Source organism: Kribbella sp. VKM Ac-2569 (genome assembly GCF_004216905.1).
GTDB lineage: Bacteria > Actinomycetota > Actinomycetes > Propionibacteriales > Kribbellaceae > Kribbella.
Genome location: NZ_SGXJ01000002.1, coordinates 278,515 through 294,961, shown reverse-complemented (window position 1 = coordinate 294,961; position 16,447 = coordinate 278,515). Strand labels below are relative to the sequence as shown.

Sequence of the window (16,447 nt, the reverse complement as noted above, 5' to 3'; positions counted from 1 at the left end):
GGTGGGGTGGGGTTTCCCTCAGGGTGACCTGGGGGGCTTCCTGCATGGTCGTGACCGGGGTGCGGCAGCCAGGCTTCTACCCGTAGCCAGCGCAACGCCAGGGAGCGCTGGGTGGGGCGCCGGTGGGTGCGCAGAGGGGCAGGGAACGTATGGCCAGGGGACAGATCACGGTCCGGGCAGCGCGCTGGAGCGCGACCCATCCGTGGCGGGCGATCGCGATGTGGATTGTCGTCGTGATCGCCTGTTTCGCGCTCGGGCAGGTGACCGGGACCAAGGAGTCGAAGAACGAGGGTGACATCGGTGAGGTGACCCGGGCGGACAACATCGTCAAGTCCGGCAACTTCGACGACCCGGACGTCGAGAGCGTGCTGATCACGGCTCCGTCAGGACAGCTCGACCACACCGCGGCGAACAAGGCCGCAGCGGTGGTGATCCAGCAGATGCGCGCCCTCGGTGGGGTCGCGGAGGTCGGTCAGCCGATGCCGTCGCCGAAGAACGACGCGGTGATCGTCCGGGTGACGATGAAGGACGTACCGGAGGGTTCGGATGACGACGCACGGGTTCAACCGCTGCTCGACACAACCGCCAAGGTCCAGCAGCAGTACCCGGACCTGCGGATCGAAGAGGTCGGTGGACTGTCGATCGGCAAGGCGCTCAACGAGACGCTGGGCAAGGACTTCAAGCGGGCGGAGATGTTCAGCCTGCCGGTGACGCTCGCGATCCTCTTGATCGCCTTCGGTGCGCTCATCGCCGCGTCCGTCCCGCTGGTGCTCGCGCTGTCCGCGGTGGCCGCCGCGATCGGCCTGTCGGCTGCGGCTTCGCAGCTGGTGCCGGCTGTGGATGCGGTCAACAGCGTGATCCTGCTGATCGGTATGGCGGTCGGCGTCGACTACTCGCTCTTCTACCTGCGCCGCGAACGTGAGGAACGCGCCAAGGGCCGCGGTCACGTCGACGCGGTCGAGATCGCCGCCGCGACCTCGGGCCACGCGGTCGTCGTCTCGGGTACGGCGGTCATCATCTCGATGGCCGGCCTGTTCCTGGCCCGCGACGCAGTGTTCTCGTCCTTCGCGGTCGGTTCGATCCTGGTCGTCGCGGTGGCCGTCGTTGGTTCGCTGACCGTTCTGCCGGCCGTACTGGCGAAGCTCGGGCGCTGGGTGGACAAGCCGCGGATCCCGCTCGTCTGGCGGCTGACGGCCGGCAACAAGCAGCCGCGGTTCTGGCCGACGATGCTCAAGCCGGCCCTGAAGCACCCGACCGCCACTCTGCTGGTCTCCGTCACCGCTTTGCTCGCGGTCGCATCGCCGGCGCTGGGGATGACGCTGAAGTTCCCGGGCACCGAGGATCTGCCGCGTGACACCGCGGTGATGAAGGCGTATGACCGGCTGACCGCGGCCTTCCCGAGTACGGGTACCAGCCACGAGGTCGCCGTACGGGCGCCTGCGAACCAGCAGCCTGCGGTGAAGGCCGCGCTGGCCGAACTGATGCAGAAGACCAAGGGCGACAGCCTGTTCGCGTCGGACGGTCTCGAGGAGCCGCGGTTCTCCAAGGACGGTACGGTCGCGACGCTCGAGGTTGCCACGCCGTACGAGGGCGGTAGCGACCAGGCACGGGACTCGCTGACCAAGCTGCGCAAGGAACTGATGCCGGAGACGGTCGGCAAGGTGCCGGGAGTCGAGTACGCGGTTGGTGGGTTCGTGGCCGCGGACGTCGACTACGCGGCGCACACGCGGGACAAGCTGCCGCTGGTCATCGGGTTCGTGCTGCTGCTGACCATGATCGTGATGATGGTGACGTTCCGATCGGTGGTGGTCGCGATCACGGCGATCGGGCTCAACCTGCTGAGCGCGGGTGCGGCGTACGGCGTCGTCACCGCGGTCTTCCAGAACACCTGGGCCGAAGGATTGCTGGACTTCCGGTCGAACGGCGCCGTGGTCAGCTGGCTGCCGCTGTTCCTCTTCGTGGTGCTGTTCGGGCTGTCGATGGACTACCACGTGTTCGTGGTCAGCCGGATCCGCGAGGCAGTACTGCGCGGCGTACCGACGAAGCAGGCAGTCGCCGAAGGCATCACCGGCTCGGCCGGCGTGGTGACCAGCGCGGCGGCGGTGATGATCGGCGTGTTCGCGGTCTTCGCAACCCTGAGCACGCTGGACATGAAGCAGCTGGGCGTCGGCCTCGCGGTCGCAATCCTGATCGACGCAACGATCATCCGCGCCGTCGTACTCCCCAGCATCATGACCCTCCTGGGCGACGCCAACTGGTGGGCCCCCAAGTGGCTCCGCGGCAACACCGCCAAACACGCCACCCCAACCCCGCCGGCACCGGAAGAAGAACGCGAACTAACCCCGGTCGGCTGACAGTTGGCTGGCACGACGCCCCACCCGGCCTGTCCGGGTGGGGCGTCGTACTGGAATCAGCAGGCTTCGTATCTGGCGCTGCCCGAAAGCGCCTTGCCGATCCGAAGGCTCGTGCCCTGGCCCTCGAAGAACTTGCCGACGGTCCAGCGGGTGCAGGTCTGGCGTTCGGGTCCGTCCTCCGCGTTCTGCCGGCTGACGAAAGACACTTCAGCCACCATCCGCCCGTCGCGCGCAATGCTGAGCCCGGCCAGCGTGATCTCGGAGTCCACGGTGGAGCGAAAGCCGGATGTGAACTCCTTGCGGGTCATGGCTGCCCGCGCCGCGCGGGTCAGCTGTGCTTGATGGGCGTCGTAGTCGTGGTTGTTGATGGCTGTGAAGTAAGCGGTCAGCAGCTGTACGACGTCGGCCGCGGCAGGGTCTTGCGCCGCCTCCGGGGTAACGGTGATCAGTTCGTTGCCCACTGCGGGCACCGACGGCGCGACCGACTCAGCCGGCTCGGTCGACACCGGCGGGATGTCGCTGGTCTCGTCCTCCGTCGGCGACGGTGTCCATTCTTCAGCGGGTGTCTCCACTGGCTCGACCGGGCCGTACGTGATCCTGCCGTCAGGCGTGATGCGCTGGTTGTAAGCGGTCAGGTCAGGGGCAGCCACGGAGCGCGCGATCAGCGCGTCGCCGCCGAGGATCACGCCGGTGACGATCGCGGCGAGAACCACGGTGGCTCCGACGAACCAGCCCGTTCCGTATCCGGGCGGGCCTTGAGTGGTCCGCGAGTCGGCAGCCTCGTCCTTGAACGCGGCCTCGCAATGCGAGCAGTACTTGGCCCCCTCCGGCCGGCGAGTGCCACAGATCGTGCAATAGACAGACATCGAGTTCGTCCCCCCAGACGCTCAGAAGATCGCAGAGACCGCCTGCTGGACAGCCGTCACCGCGCCGCCGATCGAGGCGATCGACTTGGCTCCGGATGCGACCAGCTCCAGCAGCCGCAGTACCGACGTTTTGTCGGGTTCCTCCTTGGACAGTTCGCGATCGGCCAGCTCGGCCACCGCGATGGCTTCGTCCGGCCGCTCCAACCGCTCCGAGTGCGTGTGCAGCAGTTCGAGGAGCTGCGCCATCCCGGCTCGCGCGTCGGCGAGCGAACCTGCCGAAACTGCCGAGATGTTCGTGTTCGTGGCCGTGGCGCCTTGGCCGGCTGCCATCGCGCCGACCGAGACGTGTCCGCCCGAGATCCGGATTCCGTCGTTCTTCTCCATGGGTGTCAGTTCCTTCCGGCTGCATCGGTGACGCTTTGCCTGGCCACGTTGGCGGCCCTCCGAATCACGGACCTCGCGCGGGCTCCGGTCCCGGCAGCGATGCTGCCGGCGGTGACGGTCGCACCCGGGGCGACGTACACGCCGTTGTTCTGCATCATTGCCTGTCGTTGCGTCAGCTCGAGGGTGTCGATCCCCTTGGATTCGAGGAACTGCTCCACCGCTTGGAGCATCCGCTTCTCGATCACCTTGGTGTACAAGGCGCTGTCGAGCTTCTGGAAGTACCGTTGGTACCGGTCGTCGCTGACCGTCTCGCGCGGGCTTCTGGCGGCGCCGTAGTCGAACCGGAGCGAGCGGACGATCTCCCGCCGTTGCCTGGCCCGGTGATGGGCCGTCGTCACCGGTCCGAGAAGGTGCTTCGCGATCGCGATCGGGGCCCGGAGCAGATGCCCCGGCGTCCTCCGCAGAGCTCGCCCGCCGATCCGGATCGCCTGGCGCGCGGTCGGCTCCGGCAACAGGCTGTCCACCTCCTGGAACTCGTCCCGCACCGGCCCGAGCAGGCAGTGCGTGACCTCGACGACCAGTTCGTGCGGCGTGACGACGAACCGCAGGAAGGTCGAGACGACCAACTGCCCGCGCCAGCCACTGATCTGGACGGTCAGGTACGGGCGTGCCCGGTCTTCGGGCTCGACCGTCAGGCTCCGCACCATCGAGCGATCCACCTTCGGCCTCGGCACCGCGAACCGATCCGGAAGGAACCGGCGGTCCTCGCGGATGTCGCGACCGTCGACGAAGACGCGGTCGGCCAGCGCCACCTCGCCGGTCCGCAGGTCACCCAAGCGCTGTTTCACGAAGTCGTGGATCGACAGCGCGGTGAAGGACTCGGCCACCTTCCCCTCCGCCGCCCGGTCGATGTCGAGCGCGAAGGACCAGGCGTCGAAGGGCACTCCGCATCCGACGAACGGCCGGTAGCCGCTGTAGACGCTGACATTGCCCCGAGCGGCTGTGGCGACTTGCCTGAGCCGATCCCTGATTGCGGGATCGTCCGATGACAAGGCGTCCGGCTTGAACCGTTCCGGGCGCAGGTCGTGGGCCACGACGCCGTACGTCGCCACCAAGGTCTCGCCGACGACCACCACCCAGCACAGTGCGAGCGCCAGCAGCACGACGACGTACCGTGCGCTGTAGGCACCCCAGAATGCGCTGATGAGCAGGAACGTCAGCAGGACATCGCGGACGAGATGTCGTTTCCTGGCCGCGATCGCGTGCAGGATCACCGGGACCAGATCGACGTCCGGAGACGCCGGCGGTGCCTTGAATTCTTCGTCCAGAATGTCGCGAACGACCTCGTCGGCGAGCCGGCTGTTCAACTGAACGGCCGCGCACAGATAACGAGTGGCATCCGACGGCGGTGCGTCCCCGGACGGTTCGGTATCTGCTTCGATCGGCGGCAGTTGCTGTCCGCACGTGCCGCAGTACGTGGCGCCGGTCAGATTTCCGGCACCACAAGAAGAACATCTGTGCATTTGTGTTTCCCCCCTACTGTGAGTGAACGGTACGGCGATCCTCTGACCGGGTCCAGTAATCGCGGAGGGTCAACAAACTTGACGCAAACGCTCGGCGGAAACCTTTCGCCGGCGCGCTGCGGAGTTGTGGAGAATGACTGCCATGGGAGAGCGGGCGGCGGTTCTGGGGGAGTTGGCCGACGTTGTGTTGGCGGTCGGGCGGGCTCATCCCTTGCGGGTGGGGGTGGATGGGTGTTCGGCGGCTGGGAAGACGTCGCTGGCTGATGAGTTGGCGGAGGTGTTGCGGGGGCGGAGTGGGCGGGAGGTTGTTCGGGCCGGGCTCGATTACTTCAAGCGGGCGCCTGAGTTGCGGACGGGGTATCCGATTGGTTCGGCGGAGAGCTACTACTTCGAGATGTACGACTACGACGCGATCTGCGAGCGGCTCTTGGGTCCGCTTGGTCCGGGTGGGGACCTGCGGTACACGGCCGGTCTTCGTGAGTCCAACGCCCGGATCGCTCTCGACTTACCTGTTCGAACTGCCGCGCCGGACGCGATCCTGGTGGCTGACGGTGCGTTTCTGCAGCGCCCGGAGCTGGATGGTTATTGGGATCTGCGCATCTACGTCGACGTCAGCTTCGAGACGGTGCTCCGCCGCGGTGCCGCCCGTGATGCGGCCTGGATGGACTCGCTGGCGGCCGCCGAGGAGCGCTACCGCACCAGGTACATCCCTGGAGAGCAGATGTACGTCGACCAGGTCCGCCCCGCCGAACGCGCGCAACTGGTCGTGAACAACGAGGACCCGTCCAACCCGACCGTCACCCGCCGCGGACTCGCCTCGGACTCGGGATAGCCGCCGGGGACCGGGGACAGGTAATGGGGTGTCCCGGGTAACCATTTCCTATCCCCAGTTCGGGTCAGGTGGCAGCTTGGCGCGCTCGATGCGCCGCGGCCTTGACGCGGCTTTGGCATTGGGGGGAGCAGAAGCGGCGTTGACCGTTCTTCGACACGTCGACGAAGACCCGGTCGCACTGCGGCGCTGCGCAGACGCCTAGCCGGCCGGCCAGGTCGCTGCCGACGGCGAGTGCCAGGCCGGCGGCGCATCCGGCGGCCCAGCCGTTCGCGAGCTGCTCGTCGGGGCCGTGGAAGTGCAGGCTCCACGGGCGATCCTTGCCGCGGTCGAGCTGTGGACGCGCGTTGGTATCGACCAGCAACGCGTTGATCTCTGCTGCGGCGGTGTCGAGGTCGCCGGTGTTCGCAGCCTCGAACACGATCCGCATCCGCCCCGCCAGGCGTACGAGTCGCCGGGCATCGTCCAGCGGGACCGACTTCGGCGGATGGCCGATCGCGGTCAGCGCCTCCGCGACAGCCTCGGGTTCGTCGGACGGCGCGGTGTGCTCGACGCCACCGGCGTACCCAGGGGTCAGCCGGTTCACGTACTCGACCGACGCGGCCAGCACATTGCGGGCATGACTATCAAAAGACACTTGACCAGTCACGCGATACCTCCGTAGGCTCAGGGCTGCGTGACCGATCATAGCCAATTAGACAGTCATGGAGTGTCAGGATGAGTGCTGTTTCCGCACGGACGGCGCGCGGGCTCTCGCGAACCGTCTGGATCCTGGTCATCGCCCGGGCGGTGAACCGGATTGGCGCGTTCACACTTCCGTTCCTGGGTGTGGTGCTCGCGGTCGAGTTCAAGGCTTCGCTCAGCCAGGTCGGTCTGATCCTCGCGGTGTTCGGTGCCGCGACGATCCCGTCCCGGCTGCTCGGCGGTCAGCTGGCCGATCGTCTCGGTCGCCGCCGTACGATCGTTCTCGGTCTGGCCGGGTGTGCGGTCGCCCAGTTGTGGATCGCGCTCAGCCGCGACCTCTGGTCCGCCGTACTCGCGACGATCCTGCTCGGCCTCGCGTTCGAGATCTACGAGCCGCCCAGCCAGGCGATGATCGCCGACGTCACGGAACCCGAGGATCGCCCCGCTGCCTACGGCTTGTACAGCGCGGCCCTTGCGGCGGCCGGCGTCCTGGCGGGTCTGCTCGCGGCCGCGATCAGCCACTGGGACCTCCGCTGGCTCTTCGTCGCCGACGCGATCACCTGTCTGTCCTGCGCCGCACTGGTCGCGGTTGCGCTGCCGGCCGACGTACGCCGGGAACGCCCGACCGATCGCCCCGCAGCAGTCTGGCGAGATAAGCGACTCCTACTGCTCCTCGCGGGCGGCACGGTCTTCGCCACGATCTACATGCAGCTGATCATCGGCGTACCGCTCACGCTGCTCGAACAAGGACTCCCGAAGTCGGGCACCGGCATCATCCTCGCGGTGTCCGCGATCACCCTGATCGTCGCTCAACGCGTGCTCCGCGTGCAGCATCTCGACGACTTCCGGGCGATCGCGATCGGCTACCTACTCGTCGCTGCCGGTCTGGTGGTCGCCGCGGTCGCCCACAACCTCAGCGTGTTCCTGCTCGCGTCGGTCCTGTGGAGCCTCGGCGAACTGTTCCTGCTGACCCGCTACCTCACCCAGGCCTCCGGCCTCGCGCCCGACGAGGCCCGCGGCCGCTACCTCGCGGTCTTCGGCCTGAGCTGGGGCATCGCGACCACGATCGCGCCGATCACCGTCACCCAACTCCTCAAGACCGCAGGCCCAGCGGGCCTCTGGCTCACGACCGCCGGAGCTGCCCTCGTGCTCGCTGCACTCCAGCCGTGGTTCAGGAAGCGACTGGCTCCAGCCTGACTGTGAGGCCCTTGGCTACTGGGGTGTTGCTGCCCTTTGCGAGGTCGTCGGCCGACATCAGGACGTTGGTCTCGGGGTAGTACGCCGCCACGCAGCCGCGGGCCGTCGGGTATGAGACGAGCCGGAAGCGCGAGGCCCGCCTTTCGACGCCCTGGAACTCGCTCACAATGTCGACGTACCCGCCGTCCTGCAGGCCGAGCTCGGCCAGGTCGTCCGGGTGCACGAAGACGACCTCGCGGGTCCCGTGGATGCCGCGGTACCGGTCCTCGAGGCCGTAGATCGTGGTGTTGAACTGGTCGTGGCTGCGCATCGTCTGCAGCAGCAGCCGGCCAGTCTCCGTCGGCAACCAGGTCAGCTCGTTGGCCGTGAACTGCGCTCGCGCGTCGGACGTCTTGAACTCCCGCTTGTCCCGCGCCGCGTGCGCCAGCAGGAAGCCGCCGTCACCGTCCCGCAGCCGCTCCTCGTAGTTCTCGTAACCGTCCGCGACCCGCCCGATCCGCTGCCGGATCAGGCTGTAGTCGTCGGCGAAGTCGGCCCACGGAATCTGCCCGACGTCCGGTACGACGGCCTGCGCCAGCCCGCACACGATCCCGATCTCGGACTTCAGCTCCGGCGCCGGCGGGATGAGGTTGCCCTTCGACAGGTGTACGGCGCCCTGCGAGTCCTCGACCGACACCGATTGCGGACCCGCTGCGGTGTGGTCGTGATCGGTCCGGCCGAGCGTCGGCAGGATCAGCGCCTCGCGGCCCGTGATGGTGTGCGACCGGTTCAGCTTGGTGGACACGTGCACGGTCAGGTCGCACTGGCGCAGCCCGCGATGCACGACCTCGGTGTCCGGAGTCGCGGACGCGAAGTTGCCACCCATCGCGAAGAACACCCGTACGTCGCCGTCGCGCAGCCGCTTCACGGTCTCCGCGGCGTCGATACCGTGCGCGCGCGGAGAGGTGAACGCGAACTCGTGATCGAGCCGGTCCAGGAAGGCGTCCGGCATCCTCTCCCAGATCCCCATGCTGCGGTCGCCCTGGACGTTCGAGTGCCCGCGCACCGGGCACGGGCCCGCGCCCGGCTTGCCGATGTTGCCCTGCAGGAGAAGCACGTTGACGATCTCGGTGATCGTCGCGACCGCCTCGCGGTGCTGTGTCAGCCCCATCGCCCAGCACACCACGGTCGCCTTGGATCGGATGAAACGCTGCGCCAGCTCCTCGATCTCGGCCCGCCGCAGCCCGGTGGCCTGCTCGACTGCGGGCCAATCGAGCTCGGCGTTGTGTTTGGCGTACAGCTCGAACCCGCTGGTGTGTGACTCGACGAACGACTTGTCCAGCACGGCGCCCGGGTTCGCGGCCTCGGCCTCGAGCAGAAGGTGGCCGAGGGCAAGGAACAGGGCCTGGTCGCCGCCGATCCGGATCCGCAGGTGCTGGTCGGCGAGCTGCGTGCCCTTGCCCACCAGGCCGCGCGGCTTCTGCGGGTTCATGAACCGCATCAGGCCGGGCTCGGGCAGCGGGTTCACCGCGACGATCGAGGCGCCGTTGCGCTTGGCGACCTCGAGGTGGCTGAGCATCCGCGGCGCGTTCGTGCCCGGGTTCTGCCCGACGACCACGATCAGCTCGGACTCCTCGAGCATCTTCAGCGTGACCGCGCCCTTGCCGCTGCCGACCACCCGGAGCAGCGCCGTACCGGACGACTCGTGGCACATGTTCGAGCAGTCGGGGAGGTTGTTGGTGCCGTAGGCGCGGACGAACAGCTGGTAGAGGAACGCGGCCTCGTTGCTGGTCCGGCCGGAAGTGTAGAAGACGGCGTCGTTGGGGTCGACGAGGGCCTTCAGGTGCCGGGCGACGACCTGGAACGCCTCGTCCCAGCCGATCGGTTCGTAGTGCGTGGCGCCGGCCCGCAGCAGCATCGGCTCGGTGATCCGGCCGAGCTTGCCGAGATCGAACTCGGAGATCCGGTCGATGTCCGCGACCGAGTTCTCGGCGAAGAACGCCCGCGGCACCCGCTTGCGGGTCGCCTCCCAGGCCACCGCCTTCGCGCCGTTCTCACAGAACTCGGCGGCGTGCTTGTGCTCCGGGTCCGGCCACGCGCAGGAGGGGCAGTCGAACCCGCGATCCTGGTTCATCTTCAGGAAGGCGCGGCCGGTACGCACCGGCCCCATCTCGCGGAGACCGAACTTGAACGACGACAGCACGGCGGGCACGCCGGCGGCCTTCTGCTTCGGCTGTTCGATATCGACCATGTTTCAACAATAGGTCCAGCTATCGTGACGCGCTGCTTTGATAGCCGCAGTTGTGGATCAGTGGCTCGTCGGGCCATGCCTCCGCGTCGGGTTGTGTGGCCGCATCCCATAGTGTGCCGGGGGCAGGATTTCTACAGTCATCGGCCATGGAGACCCGTCGAGCCCTCGTCACCGGCGCCGCGTCCGGTATCGGCGCCGCGTGCGCCCAGCGCCTGGCAGCGGACGGCGTCCACGTGGTGGCCGTCGACTTCGACCAAGCCGGTCTGGACACGCTGGACGGTGTTGAGACGGTCGTGGCCGACCTGTCCGACCTCGAGCGGCTGTCCGACCTCCCGACGGACGTGGACATCCTGGTGAACAACGCCGGGGTCCAGCAGGTCGCACCGGTCGAGCAGTTCCCGCCGGAGCGGTTCAGCTACATCCTGCGGCTGATGCTGGAGGCGCCGTTCCGGCTGATCCGGCAGACGCTTCCACACATGTACGGCGCCGGCTGGGGCCGGGTGGTGAACATCAGCTCGGTCCACGGGCTCCGCGCCAGCCCGTTCAAGGCGGCGTACGTCTCTGCGAAGCACGGACTGGAAGGACTCAGCAAGGTCGTCGCTCTGGAAGGTGCTGCGCACGGGGTGACCAGCAACTGCGTGAACCCGGCGTACGTCCGGACGCCGCTGGTCACTGCGCAGCTGGCCGACCAGGCCGCGACACACGGCCTGTCCGAGTCAGAGGTGCTGGACAAGGTCCTGCTCGAGCCGGTCGCGGTGAAGCGGCTGATCGAGCCGGCCGAAGTGGCGGAGCTGGTGGCCATGCTGTGCGGCCCCGCGTCCGCCTCCATCACGGGGAGCTCGTTCGTACTCGACGGCGGCTGGACCGCCCACTAACTGAGGAGTCCGCCCATGACAGCAACAGAACCAGTGCGCACCCGTTCGTCGATCGTCCGGGTGGTCGGCGCGAGTCTCGTCGGTACGACGGTCGAGTGGTACGACTTCTTCCTGTACGGGGTCGCCGCATCGGTGGTGTTCGGCGACCTGTTCTTCCCGAAAGGTGAGGAGCTCACCGGAACGCTGCTGAGCTTCGCGACGTTCGCAGTCGGCTTCTTCGCACGTCCGATCGGTGGCGTGGTGTTCGGGCACTTCGGTGACCGGCTGGGCCGCAAGCAGTTGCTGGTGCTGTCGCTGCTCATGATGGGTGTTGCCACGTTTGCGATCGGTCTGCTGCCGACGTACGCACAGGTCGGTGCGCTCGCTCCCATCCTGCTGACAGTGCTGCGACTCATCCAGGGGTTCGCGCTGGGTGGTGAATGGGGAGGTGCGGTGCTGATCGTGTCGGAGCATGGTGATCCGGCACGGCGTGGTTTCTGGGCGTCCTGGCCGCAGGCTGGCGCGCCGGCGGGCCAGCTGATCGCAAACGGCGTACTGGCAGGTCTGGCTGCGTTCCAGACGGATGCGGCCTTCGACTCGTGGGGTTGGCGCATTCCGTTCCTCTTGTCTGCAGTACTCGTGCTGGTGGGGCTGTGGGTGCGGCTGCGCGTCGAGGAGTCACCTGTGTTCCAGGAGGCGCGTGCTAAGGCGCAGGACGAGCCGGCGGAGAGGCTGCCGATCCTCGAGGTGATCACGCGGTACCCACGTGAGGTGCTGACCGCGATGGGTGCACGGATGGCGGAGAACGTCAGCTACTACATCTTCACCATCGTGATCGCGACGTACGCGAAGGAACACCTCGGCATGGGCAAGTCGTTCGCGCTGAACGCCGTACTGATCGCCGCGGCCGTGCACTTCTTCGCCATTCCGCTCTGGGGCGCGCTGTCGGATCGCATCGGCCGGAAGCCCGTGTACCTCATCGGCGCGGTCGGTGTCGGCATCTGGGCGTTCCTGTTCATCGCACTGGTGGATACTCGCAACTTCGCCCTCGCGACGCTGGCTGTGACGGTCGGTCTGGTGCTGCACGGTGCGATGTACGGACCGCAGGCGTCGTTCTTCACCGAGCTGTTCGGGACGCGGGTGCGGTACTCCGGCGTCTCGGTCGGCTATCAGCTCGCATCGATCATCGCGGGCGGTTTGGCGCCGTTCATCGCGGTGGCGCTGCTGAAGGCGTACGACTCCGGCTACGCGATCGCTGTGTACGTCGCGGCCTGCGCGGTCATCTCTATCGTCGCGGTGACGTCGTACTCCGAAACACGTCGTCGGGACCTCACTACGCTGTAGAACCATGGAAGAGCTTCTGCGGCTGCTGGCCGAGGATGCGCCCGGGAGCGAGCTGGCCCGGGCGGCGGGCGAGGACGCGGTGGCACGCGACCTCGCCCTGCGGATCCGGGCGGGCATGGACGCCAGCAAGAAGCGTGAGGCCGAGCTGTCCGCACTGGTCGACGTGGCGCGCGAGCTGGCATCCGCCCGCGATCCTGGCGGCGTACTGCAGACCATCGTCCACCGCGCCCGCACACTCGTAGGCACGGACGTCGCTTACCTGACTCTGTACGACGAGACACGTGGCGACACGTACATGCGGGCCACCGACGGCTCCGTCTCTGCCGCGTTCCAGCAGTTGCGGCTCCCGCTCGGTGCAGGACTCGGCGGGCTGGTCGCGGAGACGTACAAGCCGTACTGGACCGCGGACTACCCGTCGGACCGGCGATTTCGACACACCACTCCGATCGACGACGCGGTCGGCGAGGAAGGGCTGGTAGCGATCTGCGGTACGCCGTTGGTGGTCGACGGAGCGTTCGTCGGTGTGTTGTTCGCGTCCAACCGGACACGACGTCCGTTCAGTCGTGATGAGGTGTCCCTGCTCGGTTCACTGGCCACACTGGCTGCGGTGACCCTGGTCCAAGTACGTGCGGCGGCGGAGACCGCTGCGGCGTTAGACCAGCTGTCTGCTGCACACGCCGGCGTCGAGCATGCAGCCGCTGCGCATGACCGCTTTGCAGAGATCGTGTTGTCCGGTGGGGATGTGGACGCCATCGCTGCGGCATTGGCCGAGCTGCTCGACATGTGGGTCGTACTGGTCGATGCCAGCGGCAACGAGCTGGCAGTGGCCGGAAGCGTCCCTGGTACGCCGGTGCCGTGGCAGGAGTCCGAGTCCGGTCGATTGACTCGCATCGGTGACTGCTGGGTCGTAGCCGCGACCGCGAAGCGCGAACGGCTCGGCGCACTGGTCATTGGCGGTGCTGACGACCTGTCCGGTGCTGACCAGCGCATCGTCGAGCGAGCAGCCGTTGTCACGGCACTGGTCCTTCTGTTCCGTCGACAGGCCGCTGAGCAATCCCAACGAGCACAGGCAGACCTGTTGGCCGACGTACTGAGTGGCAGCGCCGATCCGCGCGCTCTGACCGATCGACTTCGGTTGCTCGCTCCCAACCATCGGCACGATCGCCTGGTCGTCGCAGTGTGCCGTGGCGACCACACCGCCGTACGTGCTCGGCTGTCCGCACCACTGGAAGACAGAATGGTGCTGTCTGGTCCGTACGGCGGGGACCTGGTGTTGCTGTTTGCACGTACCAGCGCTGCCGCTACCGCACGCGACCTGTCCGAGCTGGCTAAGCGCACCGGCGTGACAGTCGCTGTCACCGGCCCCGCGACCTGGGGAGAGCCCTTGGTCGAGGCACACCGACAGGCGTCTCGCCTGGTCACCACCATGCTCCGCCTGGGTCGCACCAGCGAATCCGCGACGCCTGACGACCTGGGCGTGGCAGGCCTGGTCGGTGCCTCGGAGGTCGACGTACGCACCCACGTGCACCATGTGCTCGGCAAGGTCCTCGACTACGACACCCAGCGAGGCACCGACCTGATTGGCACACTGCAGGCGTACTTCGCCGCCGGCCAGAGCCCGACCCGGGCCGCCACCTCACTCCACATCCACCCCAACACGGTGCAACAGCGCCTCGACCGCATCACCGCCTTGCTAGGCGACGGCTGGCAGTCCCCAGACCGCGCCCTGGACGTCCAGGTGGCTCTCCGGCTCCACTCCGCCGTCGGCTGATCTTTTACGGCACCAGAACGAGGCGGCCACGGACCCCTCCCGCGGCAAGGCGCTTGTAGGCGTTCGCGGCTTCGTCCAGGTGGTAGGTCTCGGCAACTCGCGTTGAGATAACGCCGGCTTCGACCAGTCTCTTGAGCTCTTCCAGGTCGTCGCGGTTGGTGTGGACGAACAGCTGCTCCACAGTGATGCCACGGAGCTGCGGTGGGCGTGGACCTCCCTGCAGGTGGACGTGACGGCCGCCGTTGCGCACTGCCTCCTGGGCAGCGATTCCCACCACAGCGGCGTCCACGACGCCATCCACACCGGCCGGCGTGATCCGTCGTACCGCTGCGGCCAGGTCCTCGTTCCGGTCGATGAAGTGGTCCGCGCCGAGCCGTCGTACCAGCTCCTCGTCACGTGCCGCTGCGCTGGCGATCACCGTCTGACCGGCGTGCTTGGCGAGCTCCACGGCGTACCCGCCGACACCGCCAGCAGCCCCGGTCACGAGCACGGTCTCTCCTGGCAGTGCCTTGACGGCCTGCAGAGCAGTCAGCCCGTTGAGCCCGAAGGTGGACGCTCTGGTCAGGTCCAGGCCTTCCGGCGCGCGCACGACTGCGTCGGCGTCCAGTACGACGTACTCCGCGTGCGTCTTGAGCGTCTGGGCGAGGAGGTCCGCGACCCCAATCACGGCGTCTTTGGTCCGTGCCTGGGTGCCGGGCCCGACCGCGTCAACGGTGCCCGCCACGTCCCAGCCGAGACCGAACTGCTCCCGCGGCGCCGTCAGGCCGAACTCGACCAGCACGCCGGTACTCACCGCCACATCCACCGGGTTGACCGCGGCGGCTGCCACCTTGATGCGGACCTGCCCCGCCGCCGGCTCAGGTACGTCGGTCTCGATCAGCTCGATCGCCTCCGGCCCGTCGAGACGGCGGGCTACCAGTGCGCGCATATCGTTCTCTCCTCGTGGTGTCTGGAATCTGCACCACTCTCGGAGAGCTACTCTCTATTGGGAAGTACGCACTTCGGAGTGCGTTCCGTACGTCGAGGAGAGCCATGCCAACCCGCACCGCAGCCCAGCTCCGCGAAGAGGCAGCGCGCGAGTACGACGCGTTCCTGGCGACCTGTCCTGCGCGGCAACTCCTCGACCGCATCAGCGACAAGTGGGTGACACTGGTACTGACCGCGCTCGCGGACGGCCCGCAGCGCTACTCGGATCTGTCCCGCCGCATCGCCGGCGTCAGCCAGAAGATGCTGACCCAGACTCTCCGCTCCCTCGAACGCGACGGCCTCCTGACCCGCTCGGTCACCCCGTCCGTCCCCGTCCGCGTCGACTACGACCTCACGCCACTGGGTCGCACCCTGATGCCACTCATCTCCGCCATCAAGTCCTGGGCCGAATCTCACATGCCCGAGGTAGCCGCCGCCCGCACCACCTACGACACCGCGAGCACCCCAGCATGACCACCTCGAACAACTCCGACCGTCGGGTTGTGGTGGTTGTTGTGCCGGACGCTGGGACCTGGGCTCCGCCGGGGAGGGACTCGGAGGCGTGGCGGTTGGCGATGGCCGAGGACACGTACGAAGTGATCGCCGCGCTCGACCGCGTCGATGTCGCGGTCGCGGTCGCCGGCGACGAGAACGCTGTGGCCGAGATGCGAGCACTGACCTGGCCCGGCACCCCGACGTACGCCGTCGATCCCGATCGGCCCGTCCTGCATGCGGTGGAACTCGCCGGCCCCGCCGCAGCGGTGGTCGCGGTGTCGCACGACGTACCCGACCTTCCCGGGCTGCTCATCGGCAAACTGTTCCGTGCGCTGAGCAACGCCGACGTCGCCGTCACGCCCGCCGAGGACGGCTCACTGGCGGCCGTCGGTGTGAAGCTCCCCGTCGCCGACTGGCTCGTCGAACTCGCCCCGACCTTCGACACCCCACTCGACCTCCTCGAGGCCCGCAAACCCCGCCGCCACGCGGTCGCGATCGGGCCCGGATGGCACCGTCTGCGATCGAACGCTGACCTAGCGCGACTGGATCCCGGCCTCGAAGGCTGGGACGCCACAAGATCCATACTTCGTCACTCCTGACCCGTCACCTTCTCCCCACCCGCTCGTTCACCATGCAACGGGGAACATGGGGAAGCCCCAACTGATCGCCGATGCCGTTCAGGGGCGGCACCCGACGACAACCCGACCGCACCGGGGGGATGCGGCTCGGGCCTGCCATACAACGGGGATCGCACCACAACGGCGTGCCGCAGTCGGGGGACTGCGCACATCGGCAGCACCACGGGGACGCTGTATCACGGGGACACGGGGAACGCTGTATCAACGGGGATCACGGGGACGCACCACACGGAGCGCCACACGACGCTCCGCAACGGGGACCGCAGCACAACCAGGGAAAGACACGGGGGCACCTGGAACCGCTGTACCAGC

Annotated in this window: 14 protein-coding genes; 8 read left to right on the top strand and 6 right to left on the bottom strand. The window is 67.7% G+C overall.

Annotation, left to right across the window (positions count from 1 at the left end):
- Positions 1 to 149 precede the first annotated feature (149 nt).
- Positions 150 to 2,354: an MMPL family transporter gene (locus EV649_RS14315; protein ID WP_130383937.1), complete on the top strand. Its 2,205-nt coding sequence runs from the start codon at positions 150 to 152 to the stop codon at positions 2,352 to 2,354.
- Positions 2,355 to 2,410: 56 nt separating this feature from the next.
- Here the strand turns inward: EV649_RS14315 and EV649_RS14310 are convergent, their stop codons facing one another.
- The 3 genes from EV649_RS14310 to EV649_RS14300 all read right to left on the bottom strand — a co-directional run bounded on the left by EV649_RS14310 (position 2,411) and on the right by EV649_RS14300 (position 5,127).
- Entirely contained in the window at positions 2,411 to 3,067 is a 657-nt protein-coding gene (locus EV649_RS14310; protein ID WP_130383936.1) for a hypothetical protein, read from the bottom strand.
- 174 nt (positions 3,068 to 3,241) lie between these two features.
- Complete coding sequence (locus EV649_RS14305) at positions 3,242 to 3,604, bottom strand: hypothetical protein (protein WP_130383935.1); 363 nt, start codon at positions 3,602 to 3,604, stop codon at positions 3,242 to 3,244.
- A 5-nt stretch (positions 3,605 to 3,609) separates the two neighbouring features.
- Positions 3,610 to 5,127: a zinc ribbon domain-containing protein gene (locus tag EV649_RS14300; RefSeq protein ID WP_130383934.1), complete on the bottom strand. Its 1,518-nt coding sequence runs from the start codon at positions 5,125 to 5,127 to the stop codon at positions 3,610 to 3,612.
- A 133-nt stretch (positions 5,128 to 5,260) separates the two neighbouring features.
- Here EV649_RS14300 and EV649_RS14295 point away from each other — a divergent pair, with 133 nt between their 5' ends.
- Positions 5,261 to 5,959 (top strand): hypothetical protein, encoded by a 699-nt coding sequence (locus EV649_RS14295; RefSeq protein WP_157996240.1) that lies wholly within the window; start codon positions 5,261 to 5,263, stop codon positions 5,957 to 5,959.
- Positions 5,960 to 6,023: 64 nt separating this feature from the next.
- Here EV649_RS14295 and EV649_RS14290 read toward each other — a convergent pair whose 3' ends face one another.
- The gene (locus EV649_RS14290; RefSeq protein ID WP_130383932.1) at positions 6,024 to 6,605 is read right to left on the bottom strand and encodes a CGNR zinc finger domain-containing protein; all 582 of its coding nucleotides are present in this window, start codon (positions 6,603 to 6,605) and stop codon (positions 6,024 to 6,026) included.
- A 68-nt stretch (positions 6,606 to 6,673) separates the two neighbouring features.
- On the opposite strand from EV649_RS14290, the gene EV649_RS14285 reads away from it, so the two are divergent.
- Positions 6,674 to 7,837 carry an MFS transporter gene (locus tag EV649_RS14285; protein ID WP_130383931.1) on the top strand — a complete coding sequence of 388 codons (1,164 nt, stop codon included), beginning with the start codon at positions 6,674 to 6,676 and terminating at the stop codon, positions 7,835 to 7,837.
- Here the strand turns inward: EV649_RS14285 and EV649_RS14280 are convergent.
- Positions 7,812 to 10,067 (bottom strand): FdhF/YdeP family oxidoreductase, encoded by a 2,256-nt coding sequence (locus tag EV649_RS14280; protein ID WP_130383930.1) that lies wholly within the window; start codon positions 10,065 to 10,067, stop codon positions 7,812 to 7,814. The genes EV649_RS14285 and EV649_RS14280 overlap by 26 nt on opposite strands.
- 146 nt (positions 10,068 to 10,213) lie before the next feature.
- On the opposite strand from EV649_RS14280, the gene EV649_RS14275 reads away from it, so the two are divergent.
- Genes EV649_RS14275 through EV649_RS14265 form a run of 3 tightly spaced genes read left to right on the top strand, consistent with a single transcriptional unit; the run spans position 10,214 to position 14,036 of the window.
- Positions 10,214 to 10,942 carry a 3-hydroxybutyrate dehydrogenase gene (locus EV649_RS14275; RefSeq protein ID WP_130383929.1) on the top strand — a complete coding sequence of 243 codons (729 nt, stop codon included), beginning with the start codon at positions 10,214 to 10,216 and terminating at the stop codon, positions 10,940 to 10,942.
- Between the two features lie 15 nt (positions 10,943 to 10,957).
- Complete coding sequence (locus tag EV649_RS14270; protein WP_130383928.1) at positions 10,958 to 12,265, top strand: MFS transporter; 1,308 nt, start codon at positions 10,958 to 10,960, stop codon at positions 12,263 to 12,265.
- A 4-nt stretch (positions 12,266 to 12,269) separates the two neighbouring features.
- Entirely contained in the window at positions 12,270 to 14,036 is a 1,767-nt protein-coding gene (locus EV649_RS14265; protein ID WP_130383927.1) for a helix-turn-helix domain-containing protein, read from the top strand.
- Between the two features lie 4 nt (positions 14,037 to 14,040).
- Here EV649_RS14265 and EV649_RS14260 read toward each other — a convergent pair whose 3' ends face one another.
- A complete protein-coding gene (locus EV649_RS14260) occupies positions 14,041 to 14,964 on the bottom strand; it encodes an NADP-dependent oxidoreductase (RefSeq protein WP_130383926.1) in 924 nt (307 codons plus the stop codon).
- A gap of 104 nt (positions 14,965 to 15,068) precedes the next feature.
- Between EV649_RS14260 and EV649_RS14255 the strand changes: the two genes are divergently transcribed.
- On the top strand, positions 15,069 to 15,476 hold the full coding sequence (locus tag EV649_RS14255) for a helix-turn-helix domain-containing protein (RefSeq protein WP_130383925.1): 408 nt from the start codon (positions 15,069 to 15,071) through the stop codon (positions 15,474 to 15,476).
- Positions 15,473 to 16,096, top strand: a complete 624-nt coding sequence (locus tag EV649_RS14250) for a DUF2064 domain-containing protein (RefSeq protein ID WP_130383924.1) — start codon at positions 15,473 to 15,475, stop codon at positions 16,094 to 16,096. Before EV649_RS14255 ends, EV649_RS14250 begins: the two co-directional genes overlap by 4 nt.
- The last annotated feature ends 351 nt before the right edge of the window (positions 16,097 to 16,447 follow it).

Excerpts from the sequence above, each read along its gene's own strand:
- EV649_RS14280 (WP_130383930.1), bottom strand. The coding sequence starts at position 10,067 with ATGGTCGATATCGAACAGCCGAAGCAGAAGGCCGCCGGCGTGCCCGCC.
- EV649_RS14255 (WP_130383925.1), top strand. The coding sequence starts at position 15,069 with ATGCCAACCCGCACCGCAGCCCAGCTCCGCGAAGAGGCAGCGCGCGAG.
- EV649_RS14305 (WP_130383935.1), bottom strand. The coding sequence starts at position 3,604 with ATGGAGAAGAACGACGGAATCCGGATCTCGGGCGGACACGTCTCGGTC.
- EV649_RS14250 (WP_130383924.1), top strand. The coding sequence starts at position 15,473 with ATGACCACCTCGAACAACTCCGACCGTCGGGTTGTGGTGGTTGTTGTG.
- EV649_RS14275 (WP_130383929.1), top strand. The coding sequence starts at position 10,214 with ATGGAGACCCGTCGAGCCCTCGTCACCGGCGCCGCGTCCGGTATCGGC.
- EV649_RS14285 (WP_130383931.1), top strand. The coding sequence starts at position 6,674 with ATGAGTGCTGTTTCCGCACGGACGGCGCGCGGGCTCTCGCGAACCGTC.
- EV649_RS14265 (WP_130383927.1), top strand. The coding sequence starts at position 12,270 with ATGGAAGAGCTTCTGCGGCTGCTGGCCGAGGATGCGCCCGGGAGCGAG.
- EV649_RS14260 (WP_130383926.1), bottom strand. The coding sequence starts at position 14,964 with ATGCGCGCACTGGTAGCCCGCCGTCTCGACGGGCCGGAGGCGATCGAG.
- EV649_RS14295 (WP_157996240.1), top strand. The coding sequence starts at position 5,261 with ATGACTGCCATGGGAGAGCGGGCGGCGGTTCTGGGGGAGTTGGCCGAC.
- EV649_RS14270 (WP_130383928.1), top strand. The coding sequence starts at position 10,958 with ATGACAGCAACAGAACCAGTGCGCACCCGTTCGTCGATCGTCCGGGTG.
- EV649_RS14300 (WP_130383934.1), bottom strand. The coding sequence starts at position 5,127 with ATGCACAGATGTTCTTCTTGTGGTGCCGGAAATCTGACCGGCGCCACG.
- EV649_RS14315 (WP_130383937.1), top strand. The coding sequence starts at position 150 with ATGGCCAGGGGACAGATCACGGTCCGGGCAGCGCGCTGGAGCGCGACC.